Origin of the sequence: Phenylobacterium sp., assembly GCF_030698145.1 — a bacterium.
GTDB lineage: Bacteria > Pseudomonadota > Alphaproteobacteria > Caulobacterales > Caulobacteraceae > Phenylobacterium.
Genome location: NZ_JAUYNW010000130.1, coordinates 1 through 15,252, shown reverse-complemented (window position 1 = coordinate 15,252; position 15,252 = coordinate 1). Strand labels below are relative to the sequence as shown.

Annotated in this window: 9 protein-coding genes and 1 tRNA gene; 5 read left to right on the top strand and 5 right to left on the bottom strand. The window is 66.5% G+C overall.

Annotated elements, in window-relative coordinates; genetic code table 11:
• The coding region (locus Q8Q77_RS18485) for a GTP-binding protein (RefSeq protein WP_305585299.1) at positions 1-369 on the bottom strand (369 nt) is incomplete at its 3' end.
• 366 nt (positions 370-735) lie between these two features.
• The gene (locus Q8Q77_RS18480) at positions 736-1,632 is read right to left on the bottom strand and encodes an N-formylglutamate amidohydrolase (protein WP_305585302.1); all 897 of its coding nucleotides are present in this window, start codon (positions 1,630-1,632) and stop codon (positions 736-738) included.
• A gap of 126 nt (positions 1,633-1,758) precedes the next feature.
• Between Q8Q77_RS18480 and cpdR the strand changes: the two genes are divergently transcribed.
• The 5 genes from cpdR (at position 1,759) to Q8Q77_RS18455 (ending at position 12,535) form a co-directional block, all read left to right on the top strand.
• A complete protein-coding gene (cpdR, locus tag Q8Q77_RS18475) occupies positions 1,759-2,118 on the top strand; it encodes a cell cycle two-component system response regulator CpdR (protein WP_305585297.1) in 360 nt (119 codons plus the stop codon).
• A 79-nt stretch (positions 2,119-2,197) separates the two neighbouring features.
• Positions 2,198-2,272 (top strand) — tRNA-Val (locus tag Q8Q77_RS18470).
• Between the two features lie 280 nt (positions 2,273-2,552).
• On the top strand, positions 2,553-5,465 hold the full coding sequence (locus Q8Q77_RS18465; protein ID WP_305585296.1) for a TonB-dependent siderophore receptor: 2,913 nt from the start codon (positions 2,553-2,555) through the stop codon (positions 5,463-5,465).
• A 452-nt stretch (positions 5,466-5,917) separates the two neighbouring features.
• Positions 5,918-8,923: a TonB-dependent receptor domain-containing protein gene (locus tag Q8Q77_RS18460; RefSeq protein ID WP_305585294.1), complete on the top strand. Its 3,006-nt coding sequence runs from the start codon at positions 5,918-5,920 to the stop codon at positions 8,921-8,923.
• A 603-nt stretch (positions 8,924-9,526) separates the two neighbouring features.
• Positions 9,527-12,535, top strand: coding sequence for a TonB-dependent receptor domain-containing protein (locus Q8Q77_RS18455; protein WP_305585292.1), 3,009 nt, complete (start codon positions 9,527-9,529; stop codon positions 12,533-12,535).
• Positions 12,536-12,630: 95 nt separating this feature from the next.
• On the opposite strand, the gene Q8Q77_RS18450 is transcribed toward Q8Q77_RS18455, so the two are convergent.
• The 3 genes from Q8Q77_RS18450 to Q8Q77_RS18440 all read right to left on the bottom strand — a co-directional run bounded on the left by Q8Q77_RS18450 (position 12,631) and on the right by Q8Q77_RS18440 (position 15,230).
• Entirely contained in the window at positions 12,631-13,026 is a 396-nt protein-coding gene (locus Q8Q77_RS18450; RefSeq protein WP_305585291.1) for a DUF6491 family protein, read from the bottom strand.
• A 27-nt stretch (positions 13,027-13,053) separates the two neighbouring features.
• On the bottom strand, positions 13,054-14,865 hold the full coding sequence (gene mnmD / locus Q8Q77_RS18445; RefSeq protein ID WP_305585288.1) for a tRNA (5-methylaminomethyl-2-thiouridine)(34)-methyltransferase MnmD: 1,812 nt from the start codon (positions 14,863-14,865) through the stop codon (positions 13,054-13,056).
• 83 nt (positions 14,866-14,948) lie between these two features.
• Entirely contained in the window at positions 14,949-15,230 is a 282-nt protein-coding gene (locus tag Q8Q77_RS18440; protein ID WP_305585287.1) for a hypothetical protein, read from the bottom strand.
• Positions 15,231-15,252 lie beyond the last annotated feature (22 nt).

Here is a 15,252-nt window from a genome sequence, read left to right as displayed (position 1 = left end):
CAGGCCCATCTTCAGCGCCTTGCCCAGCACGAACTTGGTCTGGGGCATGACGCCCTCTTCGGCGTCCACCAGCAGGACGCAACCGTCCACCATGCCGAGGATCCGCTCGACCTCGCCGCCGAAGTCGGCGTGGCCGGGGGTGTCGATGATGTTGATGCGGGTTTCCCCCGCCTCACCATGCCAAAGCACGCTGGTGCACTTGGCCAGGATGGTGATCCCGCGTTCGCGCTCCTGGTCATTGGAGTCCATGGCGCGTTCGACGGTCGCCTCATTGGCGCGGAACACGCCCGACTGGGCGAGGAGTTGGTCCACCAGGGTGGTTTTCCCGTGGTCGACGTGAGCGATGATGGCGATGTTGCGGAGCGACATTGAATTGCCCGGGGAGGGCCCTATCTGGAGAAGCGGGCGCTTGTAGGCGAGGCTGGCCCATTAAGCCAGCGCCTTCTCGCCGCGCCGCCACGTGGCATTGTCTAGCTATTGTGCGCTGCACCAAAATCATTCATCGCTGGGTGAATTATAACCTGGCTGATTTGTAACGATTTTTTTCATAGCCATTAGGAAATGTGATGGCGAAGCGACATTTTCAGTTGTTGTTTTGTGCGTCGCACTGTATATGTTCGAACTGTGAGGCGTCGCTGACGCCTCTGCCCTTCCTGGGCGTTTCCTCCCTAATGAACTGCCGGGCCCTCGGGTCCGGCTTTTTTTTGGCCCGATGGCTGGGCCGCGGGGAAGACGCTACTTCAGCCCCGACCAGTCGGCGGCGGCCAGGGTCCGGGTCAGGGCCTCGAGATCGGCCTGCAGGCGGGTGAAGCCCTCGGTGGGCTCCAGGCGCGCCTCGTCCAGATAGAGCCCGCGGTTGATCTCGATCTGCAGCGCGTGCGTCCGGCGGCCCGGCCGGCCGTAGTGCTCGGTGGTGTATCCGCCGGCGTAGGGCGCGTTGCGGGCCACCTTATAGCCCATGGCCTCCAGCTCGCGTTCCACCCGCTGGGTGACCAAGCCCGCGCAGGCCGCGCCGAACCGGTCGCCCAGGACGATGTCGCAGGCCGCTCCGCCGACCCGGGCCGCGGCGGCGGGCATGGAGTGCCAGTCGATCAGGATCGCGTAGCCGTGGGCGGAATGGGCCTCGCCCAGCAGCCGAGCCAGGGCGGCGTGATAAGGAGTGTGCGCCATCTCTATGCGCGCGCGGGCCTCGGCGAAGGTCAGCTTGCGAGCGTAGATCTCCTGGCCTTCCGACACCACGCGGGCGATGGCGCCCAGCCCCGCGGCGACCCGCGCGGTGCGGGCGCGAGCGAAATCCGGCAACTCGTCGGCGAACATCGCCTGGTCGAGCTCGAAGGCCTCGCGGTTCACGTCGATATAGGCCCGGGCCAGGTTGGCGCAGATCATCGCCGCGCCCAGTTCGGGACCGGCCCCCACCAGTTCATCGACATAGGCGTCTTCCGAGCGGCGGATGGCCAGGGCGTCGAGCGCCGCGGCGGCCATCATGTCCTCGGGATAGAGCCGGCCGGAGTGCGGGGAGGCGAACACCAGCGCGGTCGGCGCGGGCGCGCCGACCTCGGCCGCGCGCCGCACATCGAACGGCGGGACCTTCGGCGCGGCGCGGTTTGCGGCGATGGACTCCCAGGCGGTCATCGCGGCCATATGATGGTGCGTCCGCCCGCCGGTCAAACGCCGGGAGGGCGCCAGAGGTCGGTTCATCGCGGATTTACATCTAGGCGCCTAGGATCGGTCTTTGCAGACAGTCTTTGCGGAACGCCAATGCCTCGGATCCTGCTCGCCGAAGATGACGACTCCCTGCGCGGGTTCCTGACCCGTGCGCTGGAGCGGGCCGGCTATGAGGTGACCTCCTGCGCCGACGGCGAGGAGGCCGCCGCCGTCCTCGACCAGGACTGGGACCTGCTGCTCACCGACATCGTCATGCCCGGCATGGACGGTATCGAGGTCGCGCGCCTGGCGGCAGCGCGCCATCCGGGCCTGCGCATCATGTTCATCACCGGTTTCGCCGCTGTGGCGCTCGCCGCGGGGGACGCCGCCCCGCCCGGCGCCAAGGTGCTGTCCAAGCCGATCCACCTGCGCGAGATCGTCTCCGAGGTCGAACGGATGATGGCGGCGGCCTGAAGTTTCAGCGACGCTTGCGCGCCGTGCCCGGCGCCGTTATACCGCCGCCTCCCGCTCCCCTTGGGGAGACCGGCCGGTCGGACGTGTAGCTCAGCGGGAGAGCACCTCGTTGACATCGAGGGGGTCACAGGTTCAATCCCTGTCACGTCCACCATCCCTTCCCATCCCTGGTTTTCCGCCCCTGGGTTGAGCGCCGCGCCTAAACGCGCGGGCTTGCGGTCGGCCCATCGACGCCTTCCTGCGCGAGTTTTCGGCGGAACCGTCAAAAAACCCTTTGCCGTAAGGGTGTTGCGCGTTGAACGCAGTTCGGATGGATTGTTTCGCCGGTGAAAGAAACGGTCTAGCGCCGCCGCGCCAAACAGGCGTTTGATATTTCCACCCACGGCGACCATCGCGTCAGATCGAAACCGGCGTCCGTGAGGGGGAGGAAGAAGATGTTGAAGAGCAGGTATTTCTGCGGCGGCTCCGTACTGGCCGTCGCATTGGCGTTGGGTCTAAGCGGCCAGGCCGCGGCCCAGGATCAGGCCAGCACCGTCGAAGAGGTGGTGGTCACGGGCTCCTTCATCGCCGGCACGCCCGAAGATGCGGCCCTGCCGGTCGATGTGATCGGCCAGGACGAGCTACAGAAGCGCGGGTCTCCTACCACGATTGACCTCATCAAGACCCTGCCGGTCTCCGGTCCCGTCCTTGGCGACAGCAACCAATTCTCAACCGCCGCCCAAGGCCAGAGCGGCGCGGGCACGATCAACTTGCGCGGCCTTGGCAGCCTCCGCACCCTCGTCCTGTTCAATGGCCGGCGCACTGTGCCCTCGGCCGGCGCGGGCAGCGGGGGCGTCGACACCAACCTCATTCCGTCGGCCGCCGTCGGCCGCGTCGAGATTCTGAAGGACGGCGCCGCGGCGACCTATGGCTCCGACGCCATCGCCGGTGTCGTCAACTTCATCACGCGCAAGAACTTCAGCGGGCTCGAGCTTTCGGCAGATTACCGCTACGTCGACGGCTCCGATGGCGACTACAGCGCCAGCGCCGTATACGGATGGGTCGGCGAGAACGGCAACATCCTGATTTCGGCTGGATACCAGCACCGTTCCGAACTGACGACCCTGGACCGCGACTGGGCGTACCGACCCTACACCACCAACCCGTCGGGCTGGTCGATCCTCGGGCAGCCGCCTTCCTTCCTGCCGCGCAACGGCGTGGTTCCGACCGCCGGCGTTCAGCGTGACGCCAACTGCGCTGCGGTGGGCGGCTTTGCGGGCTTCAGCGGGACCACTCCGGCCTGCTATTTCACCTACATCCCATTCGATAACCTGATCGAGGACGAGAACCGCTACCAGATCTACGCCGAGGCCAACGTCGACTTCACCGACACCATGCGCCTCCACGTCGAGGCGATGTACTCGAAGACCGACCTTCCCCACATGCGCTTCTCGCCGGGCTTCCCGCCGATCCAGGGCCCCAACGGTCCGGGAAGCGTGGGCGTGTTCACCACGCCCATCACGAATCCCGGAGCGCTGACCGCCCTGCAGCAGGCCGGTCTCTCGCCCGCGCAGATCGCGGCGACCAACAATATCTCGCTCACGCTGTTCCGTCCGCTGGGCGCCGGCGGCAACCCGATCTTCGACAATGGCGGTCAGGTGGGCTTCCGCAACTACGACATCTATAGGGTGTCGGCGGATCTCAGCGGCAAGTTCGGGGACACCGGCATCGGGTGGGACACTGCGGTGACCTATTCGCAGACCCGCAACGTTCAAGGCACGCCCGACATCATCACCGAGCGCCTGCAAAAGGCCCTCAACGGTCTCGGCGGCCCAGGCTGCACGGGGACCACGCCCGGCGCCAACGGCTGCAAGTACTTCAACCCCTTCTCCAACGCCTACTCGGGCAATCCCGCCCTCGGTTTGACCAATCCAGGATTTGTCTCGGCTAACGCCAACAGTCCGGAACTGATCCGCTGGTTCTTCGACTTCCCCGCTACCGACCAGAAGCAGAGCCTTCTCGTGCTTGACGCCGTCATCAACGGCGAGCTTCCCTGGGAGCTGTCGGGCGGCAAGATCGGTTGGGCGGCGGGCGCGCAGTATCGGCGTACCGAATTCCAGTCGAGCCTGAAGAGCCCCCTGCAAGACTCGCGCATCACCCCATGTCCGACGATTGGCTCGACCAGTTGTTCGTTCCCCACGGGGCCGTACATCTTCCTGGGCCAAAGCACGCCGCAGCAACTCGAGGACTCGGTCTACGCCGTGTTCGCCGAAACCAACCTGCCGATCACCGACTCCCTGAACGCCCAGCTGGCCATCCGCTTCGAGGACTACGGCGGCGAGACGGGCTCCACGACCAACCCCAAGCTGGCCGTGAAGTGGCAGCTCACCGACGCCTTCGCTCTGCGCGGCTCGGTCGGCACGACGTTCAGGGGTCCGACGCCGGCCAATCGTTCGTCCAACAGCGTGACCGGCCTGTCGGCCATCCTAGCGGCGGGCAATAACTTCAAGTCGGTGGACTTCGCCGGCAACCCTGCCATCGGGCCGGAAAAAGCGACGACGTTCAACATCGGCGGGATCTTCGAGGCCTACGATTTCCGCGTCATCGTCGACTATTGGAACTTTAAGATTGAAGAACAGATCACCACGGTGCCCGCGCAGATCGTGGCGACCGCCGTCGGCGGCGTGGGCAACGGCACCCAGTTCGTCAATTGCGGCAGCGTGCTGCGTTCGCTGATCACCTTCAACAATAACAACGCCTGCGTTCAGGGCGTGACGATCGGCAACGACATCCAGCGTGTGAAGTCCGACACCGTGAATGGTCCTGAGATGAAGATCGCGGGCGTCGACGTCAGCATCGACTACCGCAACAACGACGTCTTTGGTGGCACCTTCGGGGCCGGTGTAGCGGTGAGCCATCTGCTCCAGTACGATATCGCCGAGTTCAGCGTTGGCGGCGCGCTGGTCAGCCGGGCGTACGAGGCCCTCGGCTTTACCAACTACGACCGCTTCCCAGGCACAGTCTCGCGCTTCCGGGGCAACGCCTTCGCGGAGTACGGCATCGGTGCGCACAACCTCCGCGCCGACCTCACCTATGTGGACGGCGCGGTGGACAACCGGGCTCCGGTCTCGGTGCAGAACACGACAGGCGCACTTCAGCTCATTACGATCGGCATGCGGGTCGAGGACTTCTACTCACTCGACCTGAACTATCGCCTGCAGTTGCCCTGGGATACCACGGTCACGGCCTCGGTGTTCAATTTGCTCGACCGCGATCCCTCGGCTGCCCGGCTTGAAGTCACGTACGACCCCTTCATCGGCAACCCCTACGGGCGGACGTTCAAGGTCGGTGTCCGGAAGAAGTTCTGAGCATACCGCTCCCCTGAGGGGCGGAACCTTGCCGGGGCGTCGCTGGGTTTCCCTAGCGGCGCCCTTTTTTCAGCGGCGATGCTTGGGCGCCACACCCGCCTCAGGCGGTCCAAAGCACCGCCCTGCGCGCAGCGCCAGCTAATTTGAGTCATCGGAATGATCAGAACATTGTTCGGTTAACTCTGGTCGCCGGGAATTCCAGCGAAAGCAATGACCTGTGCGAACGCAAGGTTCGGAGGTCCAGAAATCCACCTTCCGGTATCTGGTTCGCTGGAGAATATCGCCGTTACGTCAAAATAATACGGTCAGGTTGCGGATGGTTCAATTTTGTAACCTTCGAAACAACCCCTGGCGCGCCGGATCGACTGCAAGGATGATCCCCGCACTCGGAAGACCCATAAGCGCTCACATTTCAATCGGGGCGCGGATCCGAGGGGGAAAGGAAACCTAGGATGTTGAAGAGCAGGTATTTCTGCGGCGGTTCCATTTTGGCCGTCGCCTTGGCGGTGGGCCTGGCTGGCCAGGCCGCGGCCCAGGACCAGGCGAGCACGGTCGAAGAGGTGGTTGTCACCGGATCGTTCATCGCCGGCACGCCCGAGGACGCGGCTCAGCCAGTTGACGTGATTGGCGTGCAGGAACTCGCGAAACAAGGCGCGCCCAGCGTGGTGCAGCTGGTGAAGACCCTCACGGCCGCCCAATCCTCGCTCGGCGAGAGCAACCGCTACAACGGCGGCGCCGGCACGGCCTCTATCAACCTGCGCGGTCTCGGCTCGTCACGCACCCTGGTGCTGATGAACGGGCGACGCCTGGCCGACACCACCGCGGCCGCCTTCCAAGGCGGCGGCGCGGACTTGAACTTCATGCCGACGGCGGCGATCGGCCGCATCGAAATCCTCAAGGACGGGGCGGCCGCCACCTACGGCTCGGACGCCGTGGCCGGCGTCGTCAACTTCCTGACTCGCAAGGATCTGGACGGCTTCGAATTCAATGGCAACTACGCGGCCATCAAGGACTCTGACGGCGACTGGGATGCGAGCCTCGCCTACGGCAAGGTTTTCGATAGCGGCAACGTCCTGCTGACGGTCGGCTATCGAGGGCGCGGACGGCTTGACGTCAATGACCGCGACTTCGCCCGCGTTCCATTCGAGTCGGTGTTCTATGGCGGCTGGTCGGGCTCTGCGAGCCCGGGCAGCTATGGAACCGCCACTGGCGCGCCGCTCTTCCGGGACAACGGCTGTAACGAACTTGGCTCTCAGCAATTGACCGGGGGGCTCAAGCCCACCACGACCGCCGCCGGCAATACCGTGCTCTGCCGCTATCAATTCAGCGCGTACAACGACCTGGTGAACGAGGAACATCACTACCAGCTGTATGGAGAGGTCAATTTCGACCTTTCCGACAACATCACCTTCCATGGCGAAGTGGCGTGGAACCGCAACGCGGTGCCGGATCAGCGGCTTTCGCCAGCCAACCTGACCACCCAGTTCCCTACGCCTATCGCCAGTGGCGGAACTTCGGGCGCATTGGTGGCTCCGGGCTTCAACGGTCAGTCCCGCTATTTCGTCCCAGCCAACAACCCCGGTCTGATCGCTCTGCGGACGACGTGCGCTGCTCCTTTGACGGCGGCGCAGTGTGCAGGCATGGCGGCCGGCGTGACCACCAGCCAGGCGTCTTGGCGTCTGATTGGCGTCGAGGGCCATCCGCTCAACGCTGACGGCGCCGACTACCAGCAGATCGAGCAGACCCAGTATCGGATTTCCGGTGGACTCAACGGCAGGTTCGAAGGCGGCTTCCTGGATGGGATCGGCTGGGACACCGCCCTAACCTTCATGGAAAACAAGGGCATCGTCACCACCAACGACCTGTTGGTGAATCGCATTCAACGGGCCTTCAATGGTCTGGGCGGTCCCGGCTGCGACTATCGTACAGGCACGCCTGGCGTGGGCCCCTGCAAGTTCCTCAACCCCTTCAGCAACGGCATCGCGGTCAGCGCCACCAACGACGCTGCGAACCCGTACTATCAGGCTGCGGTCGCCAACGACCCGCAGATGAAGGCATGGCTGTACGGTTCCTACACCAACGTCACGACCAACCAGATCCTGGTCGCCGACGCGGTGATCAATGGCGAAACCGAGATCGCCCTCCCGGGCGGGAACATCGCATGGGCGGCCGGCGCGCAGTTTCGTTTCGATCGCAATGTCGATGACTGGTCGGGCCTTGGCGATGTCGAGGCCACGCCTTGCGTCGATTCGATCGACGGCCAGCAAGGCATGTGCACCAATCCAACGGGGCCGTTCGTCTTCTTCGGCGCTCAGAAAGACTATGATGTCGATCGCCGCGTCGGCGCCGTTTTTGCCGAGGTCAAACTTCCACTCCTGGAAAATCTTGAGATAGGCGCAGCGGTTCGTCACGAAGACTTCGGGGGGAACGTCGGCTCGACAACGAACCCGCGGGTATCGGCACGCTGGCAGGCGATTGATTGGCTGGCTGTCCGGGCTTCGGCAGGTTCGACCTTCCGCGCTCCAGGCCAAGTCGCGCTAACGCCTGGCAGTAGCAAGGGCGTCCGCAATCTTGGCGGCTCCTATCGCGCCACCGTGACGGCGAACAACCCCGATCTCGAGCCTGAAACCGCGAAGACCATCAATCTCGGCGTCCTCGTCGATATTGGAGGGTTCAGCGCTTCGGTCGACTATTGGAAGTTCGACTTCGAGAAGGAGCTGATCGTCGAGGACGCCGGCCAACTCTTCGCCGCCATCAACGCGGCGAACTGCGCCAAACCCGCCTTCGCGGCGCGCTTCGTCTTCACCGGGGCTTGCAGCCAGGCCAACGTGCTCGTCGAGACCATCAAGATCGTCAATGGCCAGAACACTAAGACGTCGGGCTTTGACCTTCGTGCTCAGTATGAGTGGGACAACGTCTTTGGCATGGATTTCCACGATGCGCGGGTCAGCATCGGCGCCGAGGCCACGCTCCTGAAGGAGTACAAGCGCACCGCCACCACCCTTCTGGAGGATACATCGGTGGTCATCGCCCCGGCGATTGACCGGGCGGGGAAGCATGACCTGACGGGCGAATTCTTCTCGTTCCCGAAAGTCCGCGCGAACGCCTTCATAAATGCGACGGGCGACAACTGGAATCTGCGCTACCAACTCCTGTATCGCGAGGGAACTACGTTTGCCGGTCCCGTCTGCGTGGGTGATGCAGGGGCCGGCACGACCGCCGATTGCCGCTACAGCTACAGCACCGGAACGTATCAAAGCGTCGGGAAGCTGGACGACTACTGGCAGCACGACCTGACGCTTAGGGTCGATCTTCCGTGGGAAACGACGGCGACCGTGAGCGTGCAGAATTTGCTCGATACGGATCCTCCCTTCGCGCAGAGCTTCTACAATTACGACGTGACCAACGGGAACCCGCTGGGCCGGGTCTTCAAGTTCGGTGTGAAGAAGGCCTTCTAGGCCGTCTCTCCGGCCCTTCGGGGCTGGACACCCGCCTCTCGGGCGCCGCCGGATCTCCGGCGGCGCCCTTCTTTTTGGGTCCTGCGCCGGGCGCTGCCGCCCACTCGCCGCGTCCCTGACCAATTTCTTCTATCCGGTATCTTACCTGCCGCTGCGTCATCTCTCGGCCGGCGCGTCTTTCGCGCCACAGGTTGGAGCGGTCGCCGACCGTTCATGCGGGCCCTCCCGGGCCTGCCGGGACCCGCGAAGCTTCAGCTTCTCCGGCAACCCTCGCGCGCGCCCTAAGTCCTTGTTCCACAATGCAGACACAATGTCCGACGCCCGCCGTGAAGGGCCAAAAGCAGCGAAATTCCCAAAAATCCCCGCATATACATGGATTTATGAACACCGATCACTCTCGCCAATCGGGTATGGCGTCAGGCGTAACAACGTTATATTGCAGTCCTGAAAAATCTACTGGCGCTCCTGGCCGCGCCGAACGATGATATTTGTGCTCATGAGTCAAAAAGTTCCGGCGCGATAATCGGGACGGCTCTCGAGGGGGAAGGGAACAATATGTTGAGAAGCAGATATTTCTGCGGCAGCTCGATTCTGGCTGTCGCCATGTTCATTGGAACCACCGCGGCCGCCCAGACCAGCACCGGCGCCGCCACCGTCGAAGAAATCGTGGTCACCGGCTCCTATATCGCCGGCACGCCCGAGGACGCCGCCCTGCCGGTGGACGTCCTCAGCAATGTCACCCTTGAGAAGCAGGGCTCGCCCACGGCGGTCCAGTTGGTCAAGACGCTAACCGCCTCGGCCTCCGGCCTGGGCGAGAGCAATCGCTACAACGGCGGGGCGGGCACCGCCTCGATCAACCTTCGCGGCTTCGGCGCCTCGCGCACGCTCACCCTGATGAACGGCCGGCGTCTGTCCGACAGCGCCCAGGCCGCGTTCCAAGGCGGCGGCGCGGACCTGAACTTCATTCCCACCGCGGCCATCGGCCGTATCGAGATCCTCAAGGACGGGGCGGCGGCGACCTACGGGTCTGAAGCCATCGGCGGCGTGGTCAACTTCATCACCCGCAAGGACCTGGACGGGTTCGAGGTCACCGCCGACTATTCGGCGGTCCAGGACTCCGACGGGGAGTATCGCGCCAACCTCGCCTATGGCTGGCGCGGCGACAGCGGCAACATCCTGCTGACCGCCGGTTTCCGACATCGCAGCCGGGTCGACGCCAAGGACCGCGACTGGGCCATCCAGCCCTTCGAGAGCGTCAACTACGGCGGCTGGTCGGGCAACTCGAACCCCGGCGCCTATGTCGCCAACACTCCGGCCGGCGCCTTCCTGTTCCGCGACAACGGGTGCGCCGAACTGGGCGGGGTTCTGACCAACACCGTCGGCGGCCTGGTCGTGCCGGCGAATTCGCTCAGCCCGGTGAGCGCCACCTCGATCTGCCGCTTCCAGTTCACCAACTACAACGACGTGGTCAACGAGGAGGACCACTTCCAGCTCTACGGCGAGGTGAACTACGACATCACCGAGGACATCCGGTTCCACGGCGAGGTGGCCTGGAACCGCAACAACACGCCTGACCAGCGCATCTCGCCCTCCAACGGCAACACCCAGTTCCCGACCCCGATCGGCCTGGGCGGTACCTCCGGCTCCACGGCCGTCCCTGGGGCGCTCAACTTCTTCGTCCGCTACAACGTGCCCGGCAACAATCCGGGCCTGCGCGACCTGTCGGGCCAGACCCCGGGCAGCGCCTGTACGCTCTCGGCGGCCCAGTGCGCCTCCATCATCGCGGCGGGCCCGCTTGGGGTGGACATCTCCCAGACGGCGTTCCGCTTCATCGGCAACGCCGGCCATCCGACCAATCCGGACAAGGCCGACCACCAGCAGATCCAGGCCACAGCCTATCGCGTCTCGGGCGGCCTGGCGGGAACGTGGAACAGCATCCGCTGGGACACCAACCTCACCTATATGAAGACCGAGGCGTCGACCAACATCGCCGACCTCCTGGTGACCCGAGCCCAGCTCGCCCTCAACGGCTTCGGCAGCCGCGCGGGCGCGTCCGACCAGTGCACGACCGCCGAACGGACCCTGGCCAACGCCGGCAACGCCGCCGCCGGCTGCTACTTCTTCAATCCGTTCAGCAACAGCGTCGCCGTCAGCGGCACCAACGGCCTGACCAACCCCTTCTATCGTGGGGGCGCCAACGGCGCGGTGATCAACGACCCGCAGCTGGTCGAGTGGCTGTATGGCGAATACACCAACAGCGCGACGTCGGAGATCTTCGCCGCTGAAGCCGTGCTCAGCGGCGATGCGCCGTTCGACCTGCCGGGCGGCACGGTGCAATGGGCCCTTGGCACCCAGTACCGCTGGAACCGGGACACCAACACCTACGGCGACTTCTTCAACAACCAGGTCAATCCCTGCGTCGACTCCATCGACGACGACACCCCGGTCTGCGGGGCGCCGGCCGGCCCGCTGATCTTCTTCGGGTCGAACGCCAACGCCGACGCCAGCCAGGACGTGATCTCCCTGTTTGGCGAGCTGCGGCTGCCGATCCTCGAGAACCTCGAGGTCACCCTGGCCGGACGCTCGGAGAAGTTCAGCAACGGGCTCTCGACCAACAATCCGAAGATCGCCGTAAAATGGCAGGCCCTGGACTGGCTGGCCTTCCGGGGCTCGGCCGGCACCACCTTCCGGGCCCCGACCGCCACCCAGATCAACCCCGGCTGCGCGGTCGGCGTCGCCAACCTGGGCGGCCAGTACCGCGCGGTCCAGACCTGCGGCAACCCCGCCCTCGAGCCGGAAACCGCCGACGCCTACAATGTCGGCTTCATGGTCCAGAAGAGCGGCTTCAACCTGACGGTCGACTACTTCCTGTTCAAGTTCGAGGGCGAGCTGACCACCGAGGGCTCCAGCAACCTGTTCGCGGCCATGTTCACCCCCAACCACTGCGGGGACCCGGCCTACGCGGCCCTACAGGCCCGCTTCACCTTCAGCGGCGGCGTCTGCAGCGCGGCCAACACCCTGCGGGTCGACACCTTCACGGTGAACGGGCCGCCGACCCAGACCTCGGGCTACGATGTCCGGGCGTCCTACGACTGGGACGGCTGGTTCGACGCCGCCTACCAGGTCGGGGTCGAGGGGACCTATCTGAAGGAATACGCCCGCGGCGCCTTCACCCTGTTCGGCGCCTCGAACATCACATTCGCCGCCCCCTTCGACCGGGCCGGCACCCACGACCTGCAGTCGGCCTTCTTCTCGTATCCACAGGCCCGGGCCAACCTGTGGCTCAACGTGCGCAAGGACGCCGTCAACGTTCGCTGGCAGACCCGCTACGCGGAGGGCACGATCGCGGCGATCAACACCGCCAACGACCAGATCGTGCCTTCGACCACCGCGCCGGGCTATGTCGCCGGCACGATCGGCAAGCTCGACGACTTCTGGCAGCACGACATCACGATCCAGGCCGAGCTGCCCTGGGAGACCACGCTGACCTTCAGCGTCCAGAACATCCTCGACACCGATCCGCCGGATGCGCCCAGCAACTACAACTACGACTACACCACCGGAAACCCGCTCGGCCGGGTGTTCCAGCTCGGTGTGAAGAAGAAGTTCTAGGTTCCCGAGGTTACCTCCAGGCCGGGGCGGTTCGCCGTCCCCGGTCGGCAGCCAACTGGGCGTCGTCCGTCACGGGCGGCGCCCAATTTTTCGGGCTAGGGCTTGGCGCGCGAGGGCAGGGCGGCGATCTCCTGCGGCGTCAGCTTGCGCACCGAGCGCACCGCGCAGCGCTGCGGTCCGATCGGACCCTTGGTGATCACGGTCGCGTCCAGGCCCGAGCAGATCCAGGAGGACCCCCGCGAGACCAGGGCGATCTCATGATTCCAGTCGATGTCCGGGCAGGTCCCCAGCAGGTCCAGCTGGTAGACGTCCTTCACCCCCACCCGAAGATTGACGGTGCGGGAGTCGATAGCGCTGAAATTGGTGACGTTGTCGGTCAGGAAGCATTGGCGCTTCGGCTTGGCGGGCGCCGGATCGGACGCCGCGGCCGGGCCGGCCGTCGCGAGGGCGAAGGCTGCGGCGGCGGCCACCCAGAATGCAGTCCGGATCATGGCTCGAAGCCTCCTCTGATCGTGGCCTTAAGGTTGCGCCGGCTCTGAGACGGAATTGCGGCCCCGCTTGGCCGCCCGCGCCCGGAACCGGTCGGGATCGACCAGGGCGGCCAGGTGGGCGGGCAGGGGCGACGGCGCATCGAGCGCCAGGGCCGCCACGTGCTCGGCCAGCAGGGGCGCGAGTGAGAAGCCGCGCGAACCGAAGCCGGTGAGCGCGAACAGCCCCGGCGCGCCCGCCACGGGCCCCGCCAGCGGCAGCCGGTCGGGCGTGGTGGCCCGGACCGCCGCGCGGCCTTGCAGCGGCGCCCGGGTGATCCGCGCGGCAAGGCCGGGCAAGGCGTCTGAGAGGCTCGCCAGGTTGCGCGCGTGGTCGGCCGCGCGGACCTCCAGGCTCGTGTCGTCCCGGTCGTGGGTTGCGCCGAACAGCAGGCCCGCGCGGGTGGGCAGGACATAGCCGCCCCAGGCGGCGGCCGGAGCCCCCGCGACGCCGTCGGTCCAGCTGGCCTGGCCGCGCACCGGGCGCAGCGGCAGATCCGGGCGCAGGTCGACGCTGGCCTGGCCCGCGGCGAGGATCACGGCCTGGACCTGGGCGACCAGGTCGCCCGCGGCGTCCAGCAGCGCCCAGCCGTCCTCCCGCGCCTCCAGCCGCGCCACCGAGGCCCTCAGCACGGGCCCAGCCCAGGCATCCAGGGCGATCGCGGGCTCCACCACCAGAGCGGTGGCCAGGTCGAGGGCGATCGGGGCGGGCTCGCCCAGCCGCTCGAGGGTCTGGTTGGCCGACAGCACGCCGACCGCGCCGGGCTCGAAAAGGTCGGAGCCCGCGATCGTGGCGAATCGGTCGGGGTCCCGCTCGCCGGCGGCCAGTTGCAGCACGCCTCGGGCGATCACCGCCGCTGGGATCGTCGCAAAGAGCGCCGTCGCGCGGCCGAAGGCCTGGGCCGCCAGTTCCGCCACCGGTCCCAGGCCGGCGTCGAGGCGGGGGGTGACCAGGGCCGAGGGATTGCCCGAGGCGCCCGCGCCCAGGCCGTCGGCCTCGATCAGCAGGGGTTCGCAGCCGAACATGCGCAGGGCGCGGGCCGCGGACGCGCCTGCGATCCCCGCCCCGATCACCGCGACCTGGCGAGCCGGGGTCGCCTCCTGCATCTCGCCCGGCAGCCGGGCCTCCAGCCGCTCGCGCTTGCGGCCGTGGCCGGGGCGTTTGTCGATGGCGAAGCCGGCGGCCTGCAGCCCTCGACGCACGGCGCCGGCCACGGTGAAGGTCGCCGCCCGCGCGCCCGGCGCGGAGCGCTGGGCGACCAGGGCCAGGAGCTCCTCGCGCCACATCTGCGGATTGAGCGCCGGGGAGAAACCGTCCAGGAACCAGGCGTCGGCCTGGCCGCTCCAGGCGCGCAGGGCCGGCTCGGCCTCCATGACCGCCAGGTCCAGCGTCGCGTTGAAGGCCGGCAGATCCACCCGGTGGAAACCGCGCGCCTGGCCCGGCCAGGCGTGCGTCAGGACCTGGGCGATATCGGCGAGCTCGGGCCAGGCGGCGAGCGCCCTGGCCGCTTCGCCAGCCGTGATCGGATGGGCCTCGACGCTGAAGATATGCAGGTGGCCGCCGGCTGGCGCGGCCCCGCGCCACAGGTCCAGCAGCGCCAGGATGTTGAGGCCGGTGCCGAAGCCGAGCTCGGCCACCGTGAACCGGGTCCGACCGCTCCAGGCCTGGGGCAGGCCGCAGCCTTGCAGGAAGACCGCGCGGCTCTCGGCCAGGCCATCCTGGCTGGAGAAGTAGACGTCGCCGTAGAGGCGCGAGCGCGGCAGGCCGTCATCGGTCCAGACGAGAGGCGATTGGGCGCTCATGGGCGTCGACTATAGGCGCAAAAGAAAAGGGCCGCCCCAAGGGGCGGCCCTCCGCTCTTCGAACGCGAGTGCGTTCGAATGACTTACTTGGCGGCCGGAGCTTCGGCCGGAGCAGCCGGAGCCATGGCGGCGTCGGCGGCCGGAGCGGCGGCGTCGGCGGCCTTGGTCGCGTCGGCAGCGGCGTCCGTGGCGGTCGCGGCGGCGTCAGCAGCCGTGTCGGCGGCGGCAGTGGCGGTCGCGGCTTCAGCGGTGGCTTCGGCGGCGGCGGCGTCGGCCTTTTCAGCCGGCTTGCCGCAGGCGGCGACGGAGAGGGCGGCGACGGCGGCGCCGGCGACGAGCAGCTTGCGAAGGATTTCGGTGGTCATGGTCCCTGGGTCCCCTGGAAAC